This is a genomic window from Pelagibacterium lacus (genome assembly GCF_003345525.1).
Classification (GTDB): domain Bacteria; phylum Pseudomonadota; class Alphaproteobacteria; order Rhizobiales; family Devosiaceae; genus Pelagibacterium; species Pelagibacterium lacus.
On record NZ_QQNH01000008.1, the window covers coordinates 99220 to 114705 of the forward strand.

The following is a 15486-nucleotide window of genomic DNA, read 5'->3' on the forward strand; positions in this document are numbered from 1 at the left end:
GGATGCCAATCGATATCAGCCACAAGCCGAGCCCCTTCCCGCTCCGCAACCGCGCCGGGCGCGCCCTGTGGGGGCTCGTCTACATCCTGTTGTTCCGCCCCAGCCCGCGCCCCTTCCACGCCTGGCGACGCTGGTTGCTCAAGCTGTTCGGGGCGCGGCTGGGCAAAGGCGCCAAAGTCTTTTCCAGCGCGAAAGTCTATGCGCCCTGGAACCTTGCCATGGGGGTTTATTCCACCCTGGCGCCTCATGTGGATTGCTATTGCGCCGGCCCGATCCGCATCGGCGATCATACGACGATCTCGCAATACAGTTATCTCTGCGCCGCCTCGCACGATTTCGAGCATCCCAACATGCCGCTCGTCGCCGGCACCATCACCATCGGCGCGCAGGTCTGGATCGCCGCCGATGTCTTTGTCGGCCCCGACACCACAATCGGCGATGGCGCCGTGGTCGGGGCGCGCTCCACCGTCCTCAGCGATCTGCCACCCTGGATGCTCTGCGCCGGCACCCCGGCCCGTCCGGTGCGCGAGCGCACGGTCAGCGCCTGAACGCCCATGAGCATACCGCCCAAGCCCAAGGTTTCCGTGCTGATCCAGACCCTCAACGAAGAGGCCAACATCGCCGCCTGCCTCGACTGCTTTTCCTGGTGCGACGATATCGTGGTCCTCGATTCCCTGAGCACCGACCGCACAGAGGAGATCGCCAGGCGCTATGGCGTGCGCTGGTTCGAACGCCCCTTCGACGGCCGGGCCAGCCACCAGAACTGGGCCATGGCTCATATCGCCTTCAAGCATCCCTGGGTCTACTATTCCGACGCCGACGAGCGCGTACCGGCCGAACTAGCGGCAGAGATCGCCCAAGTCACCCAGGAGGCCACCCCCTCTGTGGCGGCGTTCCGGGTCAATCGGCGTGATTATTTCGAAGGCCGCTGGATTCCCCGCTGCACCGGCTATCCCCTCGGTATCGTGCGCCTGTTCCGACCCGACCGCATCCGCTGGGAGCGCAAGGCCAACCCGGTCCCCATCGTCGATGGCGAGATCGGCGAGCTCAAGTCCGAATACCACCACTACCCGTTTTCCAAGGGCCTCTCCCATTGGGTGGCGCGCCACAACACCTATTCCTCCTATGAGGCCGAGGAGACGATCCGCTCGCTTTCTGCCGGCGGTTTCCACCCGCGAGACCTCATCTCGCGCGACCGCGTCGTGCGACGCCGCGCCCTCAAAGCGCTCTCCTTCCGCCTGCCAGCCCGCCCCTTGCTGAAATTTTGCTATTTCTATGTCTGGAAGGGCGGCTTTCTCGATGGCGGTCCCGGCCTGCGCTACTGTCTTTTGCAATGCTTCTATGAGTTCCTCATCGTCCTCAAATTGCGCGAGCTGCGCCGGGGCGCATCGGAGATCGAGGACCGATGAAGCTCGAACACGCCCCCTGCCCCGTCGTTTCGCTGACCGAAACCATCGGCGGCGGATTCTTCGGCTATTTCGATAAATCCCCCTGGCCCCCGGACGGCAGCGATCGCCTGCTGCTGCACCGCGCCCCTTTCGAGCATCGCATGCCGCTGGCCGGCGAGCCCATCGAGATCGGCCTGCTGGAGCAGGGGCACTATCGCGCCCTCGGCACCAGTACGGCCTGGAACTTCCAACAGGGCGCCATGCTGCAATGGCTTCCGGGCGCCGCCGACACGATTATCTATAACGATATGGAGGGCGCTGATTCCATCGCCCTCCGGCTCGATACGCGCACCGGAGACACCGCGACGCTTGCAAGGCCCATCGCCGCCCTTTCCCCAACCGGCCGCGATGCACTATCGCTCAATTTCGGCCGCATAAACGCGCTCAAACCTGAATATGGCTATGCCGGTGCACTCGATAACACCGAACATTCGGCGTGCCCGGACCGCGACGGGCTCTGGCGCATCGATATGCAGACCGGGGGCGGCGAACTCCTGCTCTCGACCAGCGCCGTGGCACGATACGCTCCCGAAACCACCATGTCCGACGCCATCCACTACCTCAACCATCCGCTCTACAGTCCGGACGGTCGTCGGTTCTGCTTCCTGCATCGCTGGATCGATCCCGCCGGAACCCAGCGAACCCGCCTGCTGGTTGCCGGCCGCGACGGCTCGGAGCTTCGTGTCCTCATCTCCGGCATGGCCTCACATATGGGCTGGCGTAACGGGCACGAACTCCTGGCCTGGGCCGGCGAACGCCGACTTCTCGCTCCGGCGCAGCGGTCCCTGCTGCGCCGCTTGCCTGTCGGGCGCATGCTGGGCAGCCTCTACCGCCGGCTCGGCAAGCCCGCTTCCCTCAAGGCCGCCATGCTCGGGGACGGCTATATCCTCTTCGATACCCGGGATGGCCACCGCACGTCCGTCGGTACCGGCGCGCTATCCATGGACGGGCATTGTTCCTTCCGGGGCGATGGCGACTGGTTCATTACCGACACCTATCCAGACCGCCACGGCAAGGCCGCGCTGATCGTTGCGAGCTTCGCACAAGACCGCGCCTATCGGGTGCACGAATTCCAGTTCCCCACTGGGCTCGACGGCGAAATCCGCTGCGACCTGCATCCGCGCTGGCATCCAACGCAGCCGCTGATCTGCGTCGACTACATGGCAGACGGCAAGCGGCATATGGGGCAGGTCGACGTCGCCGCCATTATGGCAGCCTGAGACCCGCCCCGCTGCCGATCGCTAAAAGCGCAGTGCCATGGTCCGCGCCACCATTGCCGTGGCGACATGGTGATAGCCCGCATCGTTGAGATGCAGATTGCCGGATCGGAACGAGGCCGGCACCACGTCATCGGCGATATCGGCAGCGTCGGTGACCGGGTGGCCCGCCGCGATCAGCATCGCCCGCAGATCCACGAAGCGTTCTCCATGAATCTGCGCCAGATCGACATTGAGGGCCGTGATCGCGGCATGCTCGGGCGTGCCGATCTTCTCGGTCGCGCCATTGAGAATTCCGGCGACCAGATAGCGCCCATGCCCCAGATGGCCGACCATGGCCGCGATGTCGGCCTTGACGGCTTCCGACGCGATGAAATTGTTCCGGCCTGCCCATATCCATGCCGGATAGCGGCGCAACTGCGCGGCCTGGTGCGGCACGAACGCCGTTCCTGGCGGGCATGGCACGGCCGGACCCGGCCGATCGCGCGTAAAAATCCACTGCCCCGCCGCATCCGTGCTCATCACCCCCGGCACCCCGGCCAGCGTCCCCGCCAGCGTGCCGGTATGGGCGCCGCTGTTCATGAGCACATTGACCGATTTATCCGTGATCACCGTCCCGACATTCGGCCCGGTCGCGACGACCCTGACGCTCTCGATTTCGAAGCCCGATAGCGTCACGGGCCCGGTATTGGTAAGGATACCAATGGCTCTGGTATTGGGGCCCGCGACAAAGGCCAGGCCTTCGTTGAGCCCGAGATCCAGGGTTCGATTGGGTGGATCGGTGTTCCATACCCCAGCCGGGGTCGCCGCCGTTAACAGCCCGCACAGGATCGGCCGCCCGGTTTCGTTGATCGGCAGATCCACATCGACCAAGATCTCCCAGCCTTGCGGTATCGGTGTTCCGAGGTGGAACAGCACCCCCTCGAGCGAGATGGAAAGATTGTCCGGACGCAGGCGACCTCCGCTCACCGTGAGGCTTTGGCCGGAGGTGGTTTGCCGCAGCACCCAGCCCTGTGCGCTGCTCTCGAAGTCGAACGCCCATTCCCGCCGCTCCCATGCAGCGACCACGTCTCCGGCTGCGCTGACGGTGATCGGCACCCCGCCCTGCCGCGCCGCGATCTGGCGCGATGATTGCCCGCCAATGCCCATATTGACCACCGTCCGGGGCGGCGTGAACAAACCCGACGCCACGGCGGGATATCGCGTGACACCGCTCGAAGCGCCGGCGCCTTGCGTAAAGCTGTCGCCCCAGGCAACGATCCGGCCACCGCCTTGTCGTCCGCTGACCCCGACCGCGATGGCCTGGGCGATATGGGCAGCCCCGATCCCCGAAAAGCTCATCGGCCTTCCCCTTCGATTCCAGCCGTAACCGAACCGCTTCCTCTGCCAGACATTTCCCATGCTCCCTGCGCCAGACCATTCAAAGGGCTGGAAGCATAAGGGTCATGGCCGCGGCGGGGATAAGCGCGGGTTCAGTTGCGGCCGAACTCGTCGGCGATGCGCACGATATCGTCTTCGCCGAGATAGGAGCCGGTCTGCACCTCGATCACTTCGAGCATGATCTTGCCGGGATTGGAGAGCCTGTGCAGCGCCCCCTGCGGGATATAGACGCTCTCGTTTTCGCGCAGGACGAGGCGGTCTCCATCGACCTCGACTTCGGCCGTGCCGCGCACCACCACCCAATGCTCCGCCCGGTGATGATGCTTTTGCAGGCTGAGGCGCTTGCCGGGCCGGACGAACAATCGCTTCACCTGAAAGCGCTCCCCGACCAGGATCGAGGAATATCCGCCCCAGGGCCGATAGCTCGTCTGGTGGCTTTCGGTCAGCGGCCGCGTCACGGGATCGGCTTGCAAATGCTTGACGATGGCCCCCACCTGCTGGGCCGCCGACAGCCTTCCGATGTAAATCGCGTCCTCGGAGGCCAATACGGCGATGTCGTCAATTCCCTCCACCACCACGTGATGCCGCTCGGAAAAGACCAGCGATTGCGTGACCGCTCCGAGCGTCACCGGTCCATGCCAGACATTTCCGCGCTCATCCTGTTGCCCGCTTTTCCACACCGCATCCCAGGACCCCAGATCCGACCATATGATCGCCGCCGGCACCACGGCGGCCCGGTCGGTCTTTTCAAACAGGGCATAGTCTATGGAAATCGCCGGCGCCGCGGCAAAGGCGTCCCGGTCGAGGCGCAGGAAATCGAGATCGGCAACGGCTTTGGCGATAGCCGCTTCGGCGGCGGCGAGGACATCCGGTGCATGCTGGCGACAGGCCTCGAAAAAGCTCTCAGTGGTGAAGACGAACATGCCCGAATTCCAGGAGAACCCGCCCTGCGCGATCATGGCCGTCGCGCGCTCGGTATCGGGCTTTTCAACAAATCGCTTCACCACGAAAGCGCCCGAAGCCAGCTTTTCACCGGCCTCGATATAGCCGAACCCGGTCGCCGGCTCGGTCGGATCGATGCCGAAGGTGACCAGCGCACCGTCCCGCGCGGCCTCCATGGCGACGTTGATGGCACGATCATAGGCCGCATCGACAACGATGCGATGGTCCGACGGCAGCACATGCACCAGCCCGCCGGGCTGCCGTGTCTCGGCGATCAACACGCCGGCGGCGATCGCCGGCGCCGTGTTGCGGGCCACCGGTTCGAGAACGATCGTGGCCAGTTCGACGCCCACTTCCATGGCCTGCTCGGCCACGAGAAAGCGATAGTCCTGATTGGTGATGACGATCGGGGCGCCGTAGCGCCCATCGGAGACGAGGCGCAGGAGCGTTTCCTGGAATAGGCTCTTTTCTCCCATCAGCGCCAGGAACTGCTTGGGGCGGTCGGCCCGCGACATGGGCCATAGCCGGGTCCCCGCCCCTCCGGCCAGGATGATCGGCGTAATGGTTTCGGCGGCGGTATCGATGGCTTGGTCTTGTCCCATGGCACTCTGGTCGTGAAACTGTGCGAATATGAATCAGCGGCGCTGATAGTTTCGCATATACCGATCGAAAACGCTTGAGCGCATCGACTCGTGCTGATTCAACACCACGAGAAAATCCGCGTCGGGACGCTTGAAGGCCTCGAGGCGGTTCAAGCCCGCCCGGGCCTCGGCCTGGCTCGTTTCCGCCCATTTGACCACGAACGCAATGGTATCGGCATGGCGCGAGACATAGGTCCCGTCCCCCACGACAAGGACCGGCGGCGTATCGATCACCACGATCTCGAACCTTTCGACAGCAGTCTGGATCAGCGTGTCGAAGGCGGCGCTGGCCAGGAGTTGATCGGTCGGCACATGCGATGGCCGCGCGCCAGTCAGAACCCTAAGCCCGGTCTCCCTGTCCCTGATGATCACGCTGGCAAGCGCCTCAGTCCGGTGAGATAGTCCAGCAATCCATAGCGCGGATCCGAGCCCAGATGCCTGTGCACCGACGGCGCGCGCAGATCGCAATCGATCATCAGCGTCTTGCGGCCGGCAAGGGCATAGCTCCGGGCCAGCGAGAGCGCCAGGGTCGTCTTGCCTTCCAGCGGAACAGATGAGCTGAAAACGATCACCGTCCCCCGGCCATCCGCAGTGGAACCGGCCATTCGCTGGCTAAGATGTCGGTCGATCCCCGCCTTCATCCGTCGTACCGCTTCCGAATAAGGCGAAAGCGGAACGGTCATGACGCTGTCGGCGACGGACATGGCTTCATTTCCCGCCAGCCCCCTTTGTCGCGGAATTTCGGCTATCACCGGCAGGCGCAGCACCGAGACCGCCTGCCCTTCCGTGGTGATGCCGCCGATGAAATGCTCGCGCAGGAAAGCGAGCGCGATGCCCAATCCCAGCCCGGCCAGCCCCGCCATCGCCAATATCATCCGGCGATTGGGAAAGCTCGGCGCGTGGTTGGGCAAGGCCCGCGAAACGATGCGGCTGTCGGCGATCTGGAGATCGGCCTGCATGCCGAGCTCGGAACTGCGGGCCAGAAGCGTGCTATGCTGGCTGCGTGCGAGGCCCACCGACTGCTCGAGTTCGGACAGGCGGGTGAGACGCTCGACGGAAAGATCGTCACGCGTCTGCCCCGCATTGGCCTCCTCGGCCAGGAACCTCCCCAGCGCCTGCTCGGCCGCCAACAGCGTCGCGCGGGCATTGGATATCCGGGCATCGAGAACCGCCTGCGACGCCGCGATGCTGGAAATCTTGGACTGCACCTGCTGCCCGACATAGGCGTCCGCCATTGCATTGGCCAGTTCGGCCGACTTGCGCGCATCCTGGGATTCCACCGCAATCGCAATGACATAGGTTTGCCCGCGCCGCTCGACGCTCAGCGCGTTGCGGAACCGGCCCAACACCCGGCTCAATGGCTCTTCCGCGCTGGACGGCCCGATGTGCAGCCATCTCCATACCGGATCCATCAGCGTTCCGGACGATCCGAACTCGGGGTCCCAGCGCAGGCCCATAGCGTCGACCACCTGGGCCAGGATGGCGGGAGACAGGATGATTTCCACCTCGCTGGTGACCCGGGCGGTGTCCCCGGCGGCACTGACAACGCTCCCTTCCGGATCGAGGAGGTTTTTGGCGGTCGTATCCACGATCACCAGCGCCGTGGCGGTATAGCGCTGGGGCAACGCCAGGGTGACGACCAGCGCCACCCCGAGGACCACGACGAACACCACAACGATCAGTCCCAATTGGCGGCGCAGCAGCGCGACGATGCCCCTGATGTCGACCTCTGCGTCTTCCATCGCGCCGCCCCCAGCTGCTCTCCCGACAGCCTAAGCCCAATTGCCCATTGCGGCAATGCGCGCGCCCTGCGCCGCACCCTTCGCAAAATCTCTGGACGCTGCAAAAACGAACTGGCGCAGGGTGGCATGGCCCTTTATGGTTGCCGCGATCAACATGGAGTGGCGCGTGGAGACTGGGCTGAAGACGAATGTCTGTCGCATGAGGGCGTTTGCCCTTTTTGCCCTTCTTGCCTGCCTTTTCGTTCAACGGGTCGTCTCTCCGGACACCCTGCCGCCACTGAGCGAATTGGACCCGTTCCCCGCCGCCGATTCTCTTCTGGCCGACCCTCTCGGCGAGGCCGAACCCGACCACCTCCGCCTTCAGCCGGTCCGTCAGGCCGTGGCGACGCGCGCCGATATATGGGGCCCGGATGCCCTGTTCGCGGCGCTGGATCCCGTCGCGGCAGACCTCGAGCGCGCCGGAAGCACGCAAGCACGCCTGAGCTACGCGCCCTGCGCGGCTGCCGATCGGAGCAATCCACTTGCGGCCTGCAAAAGCCCTCGAGCACCGCCCCTGGTGTGAAACGTCCTGCCGCAAAGCATGAGACATATGCCCGAACCGGCTTTCCCCATGTCGTTTTTTTGCAAAGTTTCACCCATTGTCAGTTTTTCTATCGTAAAGAAACGATAGTCCGATTTGCCCTTCCAGAGGAGGACAGATTGCGATTGACTGGATTATCGTAAAAATTCAGCGGCGAGCCGGCCTCCGGTGCCGCCGTCCGGCTACCTCACCGCTCCGCAGACCCCCGAGCCGCTGCGGGCTGATCAGTCCCTTCGAACGCATAGGTTCAAACCGCTATCATGGCCTTTCCCGACCCCTCGTTCTTCCCCCTTCTGCTGGTTGCCTTGCCCTTTGTTGCGGCCTTGGCTCTGGGCCTGAGCAGAAGCGACCGGGAACGGTCAGGCTGGGTGGCGCTCGGCATCGCAATCGTCCAGACGATCATCGCCGTAGCACTCTATCCCCAGGTGGTCGACGGCAAGGTGCTGTCCCTCAAGGTCGCCTGGGCCCCAAGCATCGGTCTCGATCTCATTTTCCGCATGGATGGCTTCACCTGGCTGTTTGCCGTGCTGGTGACCGGAATCGGCACGCTGGTCGTGCTCTACGCGCGCTACTACATGTCGCCCAACGATCCCGTGCGCCGGTTCTTCTCCTTCCTGCTCGCCTTCATGGGCGCCATGCTGGGCGTGGTCCTTTCGGGCAATGTGATCCAACTCGTCGTCTTCTGGGAAATCACCAGCCTCTTTTCCTTCCTCCTCATCGGCTATTGGTATCACAACGCCGCCGCCCGCGATGGCGCGCGCATGGCCCTGACCATCACCGCCACCGGCGGGCTGGCGCTGATGGCCGGCATGCTGCTGCTGGGCCATATCGCGGGGAGCTACGAGCTCGACGTCATCCTCGCCTCGCGTGGGGCCATCCAGGATGACGGGCTCTACGATATCGCGCTGGCGTTGATCCTCCTCGGGGCGCTCACCAAAAGCGCGCAATTCCCCTTCCACTTCTGGCTCCCCAATGCCATGGCCGCGCCGACGCCCGTGTCGGCCTATCTGCACTCGGCCACCATGGTCAAACTCGGCGTGTTCCTCCTGGTCCTCCTCTGGCCGGTCATGGCCGGAACCACCCTGTGGTTCTGGATCGTCGGCACGGCCGGACTGATCACCCTGGTGCTCGGGGCCTATGCCGCCATCTTCCAGCAGGACCTCAAGGGCCTGCTCGCCTATTCGACCATCAGCCATCTGGGGCTGATCACCCTTCTGCTCGGCATGTCGAGCCCTCTGGCCTGTGTCGCCGCGATCTTTCACATCGTCAACCACGCCACCTTCAAGGCCTCCCTGTTCATGGCCGCCGGCATCATCGACCACGAGACCGGCACCCGCGATCTGCGCCGGCTCTCGGGCCTGTTCCGCTTCATGCCGATCACCGCCACCGCCGCCATGGTGGCGAGCGCGGCCATGGCGGGTGTCCCGCTGCTCAATGGCTTCCTCTCCAAGGAAATGTTCTTCGCCGAGACCGTCGAGACCCATACCGGCACGCTGCTCGACCGCGCCCTCCCCTATGTAGCGACGCTGGCTGGCCTGTTCAGCGTAGTCTATTCGGTGCGTTTCATCGTCGAAACCTTTTTCGGCCCCGATCCCGAAGGGCTCGACAAGGAGCCCAAGGAGCCGCCGCGCTGGATGCGCTGGCCGGTCGAGTTCCTGGTGCTGATCTGCCTCGTGGTCGGCATCATTCCCGGCATCACCATCGGCCCCTTCCTAGCCACTGCGGTGCTCGCGGTGCTGGGCGATGAAACGCCCTACTACAGCCTGTCGGTCTGGCACGGCTTCAACACCCCCCTCATCATGAGCCTCACGGCACTGATCGGCGGCATCATCGTCTGGCTGCTGATCCGCAACTATGCCCGCAGCGTCGAGGGCCCGCCCATCATGCGGATGCTCCAGGGCCAGCGCATATTCGAGCGGATCATGGTCGCCATATCCTGGCGGCTGGCCGGCCGGCTGGAAAAGATCCTGGGAACCCGGCGCCTGCAAAGCCAGATCGGCGTGGTTCTCATCGTCGTCCTCATCGCCGGCATCGCGGTCGTGCTGCGTTCGGACATGAGCCGGTTCACCTTCCCCTCCGTGGTGCCCGATCCGGTGTTCACCCTGATCTGGATCGCCGGCATCGCCTGCGCCATCGGGGCCGCGCATCAGGCCAAGTTCCACCGCCTCGTCGCGCTGGTCCTCATGAGCGGCGCTGGCCTCGTGACGGTTCTGACCTTTGTTTGGTTCTCGGCGCCCGACCTGGCGATCACCCAGCTTCTGGTCGAGATCGTCACCACCGTCTTGATCCTGCTCGGCCTGCGCTGGATGCCCAAGCGCGAGCCCGACATCTACGGAACCGACCACCTGCCGCTCTCGGTGAAAATCCGCCGGGCGCGCGATCTGGTCATCGCTGCGGCGGTCGGCATTTCGATGACCCTCATCGCCTATTTCGTGATGACCCGCAGCCTTGCCGACACCATGGCCACCTATTTCCTGGAGCTGGCCTATCCCGAGGGCGGCGGGCGCAATGTGGTCAATGTCATCCTCGTCGATTTCCGTGGCTTCGACACCTTTGGCGAGATCGTCGTCCTGGGTATCGTCGCCCTGTCGGTCTTTGCCCTGCTCCGCCGCTTCCGCCCGGCCCCCGAAAGCATGGAGCGCCCGGAACAACAGCGGCTCCTCATGGAATATTTCGGCCGCGAGGACGACCCCGAAGTCGATGGACCGCGCCGCTACATGCCGGTCTCCTCGATCATCATGCACTGGATGTTCCCGGTAATCGTGGTGCTTGCCGCCTATCTGTTCTTCCGGGGCCACGACGCGCCCGGCGGCGGGTTCGCGGCCGGCATAGCCATGTCGATCGCCTTCCTGCTCCAATATATGGCGGGCGGCACGCGCTGGGTCGAGGAGCGCCTGCGGGTTCTGCCCGTCCGCTGGATCGGCTCGGGACTCCTGATCGCCGCCCTGACCGGCCTGGGGTCCTGGGTGTTCGGTTATCCGTTCCTCACCAGCTTCTTCCAATACACCGAGCTGCCGATCGTCGGGCGGGTGCCGACCGCGTCCGCGCTGTTGTTCGACCTCGGTGTCTTTGCGCTCGTCGTCGGCGCGACGGTGCTGATGCTGATCGCCATCGCCCACCAATCGGTGCGAAAACCCAAGAAGCGGCCGGGCGATGACGATGTGGAGGACGCCGACGAACCACAACAGCAACCGGCCATGGCCCCGCAGGGAGACGCCTGATGGAACTCATACTCGCAATCGGCATCGGTGTTCTGGCCGGCTCGGGCGTGTGGCTGATCCTGCGCCCGCGCAGCTTCCAGGTGATCATCGGTCTTTCGCTGGTCTCCTATGCGGTGAACCTGTTCATTTTCTCCATGGGCCGGCTGGGCACCGGCCTGCCCCCGGTGATCGATCCCAATAATCCCATGGACGTCTCGGCCTATACCGATCCCCTGCCCCAGGCCCTTGTGCTCACCGCCATCGTGATCGGTTTCGCCATGACCGCATTATTTCTCGTGGTTCTGATCGTGTCGCGCGGCATGACCGGCACCGACCATGTCGACGGACGGGAGCCCGGCCAATGAACCTTGCTCTCGAGCATCTGATCATCATCCCCATCCTGCTGCCGCTGCTGGTCGGCGCCGCGATGCTGTTCGTGCGGGATCAGCGGCGCACCGGCAAGGCGGTTGCGGTCATCGCAACCCTACTCGTCCAGCTTGCCGTTGCCGTCACCCTGCTGGTCCTCACCAGCTCGGACGGCGATGGCGGCTGGGTCGGGGTCTATCTCCTCGGCAACTGGTCGCCGATTTTCGGCATCGTGCTGGTGGCCGACCGCACCGCGGCAATCATGGTGACTCTGACCACCATCCTCGCCATCTGCGCCATGCTATTCGCCGCCGCGCGCTGGAACCGGGCTGGGCCGCATTTCCACACCCTGTTCCTGCTGCTGGTCATGGGCGTCAATGGTGCCTTTCTGACCGGAGACCTTTTCAACCTCTTCGTCTTCTTCGAGATCATGCTGGCCGCCTCCTATGGCCTGCTGCTGCATGGGGCGACGATCTCCAAGGTTCGCTCCGGACTGCACTACATCGCCATCAACCTTGTGGCCTCGTCGATCTTCCTCATCGGGGTGAGCCTCATCTACGGCGTGACCGGCACGCTCAACATGGCCGAACTCGCCCTGCGAGTTCCCGAAGTGGCCGATGCCGACCGCACCCTGCTTGAAGTCGGCGCAGCAGTTCTGGGCATGGCCTTCCTGATCAAGGCGGGCATGTGGCCGCTGTGTTTCTGGCTTCCCGCCGCCTATTCGGCCGCCGTTTCTCCGGTTGCCGCTCTCTTTGCCATTCTGACCAAGGTCGGCATCTATATCGTCTGGCGCCTCTCCCTTCTGGTGTTCGGTCTCGATACCGGGCCCTCGGCAGGCCTTGCGCAGAATTGGCTGCTGCTGGGCGGGGGTGCAACGCTGATTTTCGGCTCGATCGGCGTTCTGGCCTCCCAGGCCCTTCCCCGCCTCACCGCCTATGCGGTGATCGTCTCCTCAGGCACCATGCTGGTCGCCATCGGCATTGGCGGCATCTATGTCGCCGCCGGGGCGTTCTACTACCTCATCGGTTCGACCTTCGCGCTGGCCGCCCTGTTCATGCTGGTCGAGCTAATCGAGCGCGGCAGGATGGCGGGCGCCGACGTCCTCGCCGTAACCATGGAGGCCTATGGCTTCGAAGATGAAGAAGCCCTGCCGGACGACCAGGAAGTGGGCATGCCCATCCCCGCCAAGCTGGCTATCCTCGGCATCAGCTTCATCGTCTGCGCGCTTCTGCTCGCCGGCATGCCGCCCCTGTCCGGCTTCATCGCCAAATTCGCCATCATGACCGGGATCATCGGCGTGCATACCGAAGGGGCCGGCTCGCAGATCGCCGGCGCGGACTGGAGTGCGGTGGCCCTGATCATCCTGTCGGGGCTGGCGGTGCTGATCGCCATGCTGCGCGGCGGCATCAACACCTTCTGGGCGACGCGCGAAGACATGGCCCCCAGCATCGGGGTCGTCGAAATCGTGCCCATCACCATCCTGATCTCGGCCTGCATTCTCCTCACGGTGTTCGCCGGCCCGGCCATGCTCTACTTCCAGGATGCCGCGACCGAACTTCACAATCCCGTGGCCTATATCCAGGGCGTCACATCGGCGATGCCGGTGCCCTATCCGGGACGGGGGGTCTACCCATGAGACGCATCTTCCCCCATCCCGTGCTGATGTTCGGCCTGGCGTTGCTCTGGCTGATCCTGCAGCAGCAGATCTCGGCGGGACAGATCGTCCTCGGCCTCCTTATCGGATTCGGTGCCAGCTTCATCACCGCCAGGCTGGAACTGGACGGGCTCATCGTACGCAGGCCATGGGTTCTGCTGACCCTCATCGTCGTGGTCATCATCGACATCGCTCGCTCCAACGCCGCCGTCGCCTGGCTGGCCATGTCGCCGCGCGGCCCGCAATCGGCCGGTTTCATGCATGTGCCGCTCACCACCCGCAACCGCACGATCCTGGCTTTCCTCGCCATGATCATCACGGCCACGCCGGGCACGGTTTGGGTCGAGTTCGACGAGGAGACCGGCGATCTGCTGGTGCACGTCCTCGACCTCATCGACGTGGACGAATGGGTCGACATCATCACCAACCGCTATGAACGCCGGCTGATAGAGATTTTCGAATGACCTTAGCGATAGTCGAATATTCCCTGTTCCTTGCCCAGATTTTGCTTGGCATAGCAATGCTTTGCACCGTCTGGCGGATGGTCAGCGGCCCGCGCGCCCAGGATCGCGTGCTGGCTCTCGACGCGTTCTATGTCGTGGGCATGCTCATGCTCGTCACGGTGAGCATTCGCATCGGCACATCGATCTTCTTCGAGGTGGCGCTGGTCATCGGCATGCTGGGCTTTGTCAGCACCGTGGCCCTGGCCAAATTCCTCATGCGCGGCGAGGTGATCGAATGAGCGACCTACCACTCTGGGGCAGCATCGCCTTCGCCATCCTGGTCATCGGCGGCGCCACGCTCACCCTTCTCGGCTGCATCGGCATGCTGCGTTTCCCGAGTTTTTATGCCCGCATTCACGCCCCGACCCTGGGGACGAGCTTCGGGATGGTCGGCATCGTCCTGGCCTCGGCGCTTTATTTCACCCTCATCCAGGGTCGGCCAGTTCTCCATGAAATCCTGCTGGTGGTGTTCATCATCGTGACGACGCCGGTGACCCTCATGCTGCTGTCCCGCGCGGCCCTCCATCGCGACCGCTCCGAAGGCGACGAGACCGTGCCGCTGCCCAATTTGCATCCCAAGGACCCGCCCCCCACGCCGGGGGAATAGCTTTTTTCGCGGTGCGGGCCAAACTTGCCCCGCACCGCACCGTCTCATGATCGTGTTGTTTTTACGAAAGAAACCGTCATGATACGCACCGTCACCGCCCTCGTCCTCGCCGCCTGTCTGTCCGAACCCCTGCCGCTTCCGGCAGAGGGCGAAACCTTCTGGGGCCTCGGCAATACGGGCATTTTCTGCTACCGGCCACCCTGCCCCTGGACGGGGATATTTCCCATCGAAAGGGATGGCAGCCGCGGCTGGCCGCTGTCGCGGTTCGACCAGAACCAGCCGCCCCCGCTCCGCGCCAGCGCGGCCGACCGCAGCCGGATCGAGGCGGCCTTCGAAGAGGGCGGTTGCGTCGTCGCCGAGGCGCATTTCGAGGGAAGAATCATGGTTGTGCGGCGGCTTGTGGGCGACTGTAGCGCCATATAAGGCCTTGTGCGCGTGCACGGGTTCACGATGATCAGTTTTCCAGCGTCATCGCCTTGATCAGCCCCTTGTGGAGCATGCGCGTTTCGAGCGAGACCCCGATGCCGAGATCGGTTTCGAGATAGTGCTCGCACTTCTTGTAGAGATATTCGAGCTGGGCCAGATCGCGGTTCGACGCCGCCTTGATCATCAGCAGCCGATAGGCTTCCTCGTTGCACGGGTCGATGCGCAGCAGGTCGCGGGCGTGGTCATAGCGCAGTTCGGGGCGGGTGTTGTGCTCGATGCCGATGGCAAGGCTCAGGAACTCGATGACCTGACTCCGCAGCGCCTGACGCTGCTCGGACAGCCAGTCCTCGAACTCGCTGCCCGAATAGGGCAGATCGGCCAGCAACTCTCCCGAATACCGGACAGGCTGGTTGACCCCGGAACTTTTCATGTCGGCGAGCAGATCGCGCAGGTCCCAGTGCACGCTCTCGTCCTCGACGAGATAGATCGAGCTGACATTGCTCTCGATGAGGCGAAAGCCGAACTTGTCCTGCACGCGCCGGATTCTCATGAGCGATTGCCGCAGATCCGCCGCCGCCTTGTCGCGGTCGGTGACCTCGGGCCACAGCAAATATCTGATGAAGTCCCGCGACACCACGTGCCCCGGCACGGCCAGAAGAATGTACACGGCTATTTTGAAGAAACTGAGGGGAATTCCGCTCTGAACCTGCCCACCGACCTTGAGACTGTAGGATCCCATCGTATTGACGAATACGTCCGAACTACGCTGAACATTACCCA

The 15486-nt window shown here is 64.0% G+C and carries 16 protein-coding genes; 11 read left to right on the plus strand and 5 right to left on the minus strand.

The genetic code is table 11. The features are described from left to right. The first annotated feature begins 2 nt into the window (after positions 1-2). From DVH29_RS08135 to DVH29_RS08145, 3 genes are read left to right on the plus strand one after another with little or no spacing between them, the layout of a single operon-like run. The gene (locus tag DVH29_RS08135) at positions 3-548 is read left to right on the plus strand and encodes an LbetaH domain-containing protein (protein ID WP_114645673.1); all 546 of its coding nucleotides are present in this window, start codon (positions 3-5) and stop codon (positions 546-548) included. A gap of 6 nt (positions 549-554) precedes the next feature. Next, positions 555-1409: a glycosyltransferase family 2 protein gene (locus tag DVH29_RS08140; protein ID WP_114645674.1), complete on the plus strand. Its 855-nt coding sequence runs from the start codon at positions 555-557 to the stop codon at positions 1407-1409. Next, positions 1406-2668 carry a hypothetical protein gene (locus DVH29_RS08145; RefSeq protein ID WP_114645675.1) on the plus strand — a complete coding sequence of 421 codons (1263 nt, stop codon included), beginning with the start codon at positions 1406-1408 and terminating at the stop codon, positions 2666-2668. The genes DVH29_RS08140 and DVH29_RS08145 overlap by 4 nt, the downstream gene beginning before the upstream one ends. 21 nt (positions 2669-2689) lie before the next feature. Here the strand turns inward: DVH29_RS08145 and DVH29_RS08150 are convergent, their stop codons facing one another. The 4 genes from DVH29_RS08150 to DVH29_RS08165 all read right to left on the minus strand — a co-directional run bounded on the left by DVH29_RS08150 (position 2690) and on the right by DVH29_RS08165 (position 7370). Then, positions 2690-4006, minus strand: coding sequence for an SGNH/GDSL hydrolase family protein (locus tag DVH29_RS08150; protein ID WP_114645676.1), 1317 nt, complete (start codon positions 4004-4006; stop codon positions 2690-2692). Between the two features lie 131 nt (positions 4007-4137). Continuing rightward, positions 4138-5589, minus strand: coding sequence for a mannose-1-phosphate guanylyltransferase/mannose-6-phosphate isomerase (locus DVH29_RS08155; protein ID WP_114645677.1), 1452 nt, complete (start codon positions 5587-5589; stop codon positions 4138-4140). 33 nt (positions 5590-5622) lie between these two features. Then, complete coding sequence (locus tag DVH29_RS08160) at positions 5623-5940, minus strand: P-loop NTPase family protein (protein ID WP_114645678.1); 318 nt, start codon at positions 5938-5940, stop codon at positions 5623-5625. Positions 5941-5996: 56 nt separating this feature from the next. Further along, on the minus strand, positions 5997-7370 hold the full coding sequence (locus DVH29_RS08165; RefSeq protein WP_114645679.1) for a GumC family protein: 1374 nt from the start codon (positions 7368-7370) through the stop codon (positions 5997-5999). 136 nt (positions 7371-7506) lie between these two features. On the opposite strand from DVH29_RS08165, the gene DVH29_RS08170 reads away from it, so the two are divergent. From DVH29_RS08170 to DVH29_RS08205, 8 genes are all read left to right on the plus strand, one after another. After that, positions 7507-7932, plus strand: coding sequence for a hypothetical protein (locus DVH29_RS08170; protein ID WP_147276037.1), 426 nt, complete (start codon positions 7507-7509; stop codon positions 7930-7932). 278 nt (positions 7933-8210) lie between these two features. Beyond that, positions 8211-11171 (plus strand): monovalent cation/H+ antiporter subunit A, encoded by a 2961-nt coding sequence (locus DVH29_RS08175; protein ID WP_114645681.1) that lies wholly within the window; start codon positions 8211-8213, stop codon positions 11169-11171. Further along, positions 11171-11515, plus strand: a complete 345-nt coding sequence (locus tag DVH29_RS08180; RefSeq protein ID WP_114645682.1) for a Na+/H+ antiporter subunit C — start codon at positions 11171-11173, stop codon at positions 11513-11515. Before DVH29_RS08175 ends, DVH29_RS08180 begins: the two co-directional genes overlap by 1 nt. Beyond that, positions 11512-13152, plus strand: a complete 1641-nt coding sequence (locus DVH29_RS08185; protein ID WP_114645683.1) for a monovalent cation/H+ antiporter subunit D — start codon at positions 11512-11514, stop codon at positions 13150-13152. The genes DVH29_RS08180 and DVH29_RS08185 overlap by 4 nt, the downstream gene beginning before the upstream one ends. Next, positions 13149-13634, plus strand: coding sequence for a Na+/H+ antiporter subunit E (locus tag DVH29_RS08190; protein WP_114645684.1), 486 nt, complete (start codon positions 13149-13151; stop codon positions 13632-13634). The genes DVH29_RS08185 and DVH29_RS08190 overlap by 4 nt, the downstream gene beginning before the upstream one ends. Next, positions 13631-13912 carry a K+/H+ antiporter subunit F gene (locus DVH29_RS08195; RefSeq protein ID WP_114645685.1) on the plus strand — a complete coding sequence of 94 codons (282 nt, stop codon included), beginning with the start codon at positions 13631-13633 and terminating at the stop codon, positions 13910-13912. The genes DVH29_RS08190 and DVH29_RS08195 overlap by 4 nt, the downstream gene beginning before the upstream one ends. Then, positions 13909-14280, plus strand: coding sequence for a monovalent cation/H(+) antiporter subunit G (gene mnhG, locus DVH29_RS08200; RefSeq protein WP_114645686.1), 372 nt, complete (start codon positions 13909-13911; stop codon positions 14278-14280). Before DVH29_RS08195 ends, mnhG begins: the two co-directional genes overlap by 4 nt. 78 nt (positions 14281-14358) lie before the next feature. After that, positions 14359-14703: a hypothetical protein gene (locus tag DVH29_RS08205; protein ID WP_114645687.1), complete on the plus strand. Its 345-nt coding sequence runs from the start codon at positions 14359-14361 to the stop codon at positions 14701-14703. Between the two features lie 31 nt (positions 14704-14734). On the opposite strand, the gene DVH29_RS08210 is transcribed toward DVH29_RS08205, so the two are convergent. Further along, complete coding sequence (locus tag DVH29_RS08210) at positions 14735-15373, minus strand: AfsR/SARP family transcriptional regulator (RefSeq protein ID WP_158541606.1); 639 nt, start codon at positions 15371-15373, stop codon at positions 14735-14737. Positions 15374-15486: the final 113 nt, after the last annotated feature.

Excerpts from the sequence above, each read along its gene's own strand:
- DVH29_RS08135 (WP_114645673.1), top strand. The coding sequence starts at position 3 with ATGCCAATCGATATCAGCCACAAGCCGAGCCCCTTCCCGCTCCGCAAC.
- DVH29_RS08140 (WP_114645674.1), top strand. The coding sequence starts at position 555 with ATGAGCATACCGCCCAAGCCCAAGGTTTCCGTGCTGATCCAGACCCTC.
- DVH29_RS08145 (WP_114645675.1), top strand. The coding sequence starts at position 1,406 with ATGAAGCTCGAACACGCCCCCTGCCCCGTCGTTTCGCTGACCGAAACC.
- DVH29_RS08150 (WP_114645676.1), bottom strand. The coding sequence starts at position 4,006 with ATGAGCTTTTCGGGGATCGGGGCTGCCCATATCGCCCAGGCCATCGCG.
- DVH29_RS08155 (WP_114645677.1), bottom strand. The coding sequence starts at position 5,589 with ATGGGACAAGACCAAGCCATCGATACCGCCGCCGAAACCATTACGCCG.
- DVH29_RS08165 (WP_114645679.1), bottom strand. The coding sequence starts at position 7,370 with ATGGAAGACGCAGAGGTCGACATCAGGGGCATCGTCGCGCTGCTGCGC.
- DVH29_RS08170 (WP_147276037.1), top strand. The coding sequence starts at position 7,507 with ATGGTTGCCGCGATCAACATGGAGTGGCGCGTGGAGACTGGGCTGAAG.
- DVH29_RS08175 (WP_114645681.1), top strand. The coding sequence starts at position 8,211 with ATGGCCTTTCCCGACCCCTCGTTCTTCCCCCTTCTGCTGGTTGCCTTG.
- DVH29_RS08180 (WP_114645682.1), top strand. The coding sequence starts at position 11,171 with ATGGAACTCATACTCGCAATCGGCATCGGTGTTCTGGCCGGCTCGGGC.
- DVH29_RS08185 (WP_114645683.1), top strand. The coding sequence starts at position 11,512 with ATGAACCTTGCTCTCGAGCATCTGATCATCATCCCCATCCTGCTGCCG.
- DVH29_RS08190 (WP_114645684.1), top strand. The coding sequence starts at position 13,149 with ATGAGACGCATCTTCCCCCATCCCGTGCTGATGTTCGGCCTGGCGTTG.
- DVH29_RS08195 (WP_114645685.1), top strand. The coding sequence starts at position 13,631 with ATGACCTTAGCGATAGTCGAATATTCCCTGTTCCTTGCCCAGATTTTG.
- mnhG (WP_114645686.1), top strand. The coding sequence starts at position 13,909 with ATGAGCGACCTACCACTCTGGGGCAGCATCGCCTTCGCCATCCTGGTC.
- DVH29_RS08205 (WP_114645687.1), top strand. The coding sequence starts at position 14,359 with ATGATACGCACCGTCACCGCCCTCGTCCTCGCCGCCTGTCTGTCCGAA.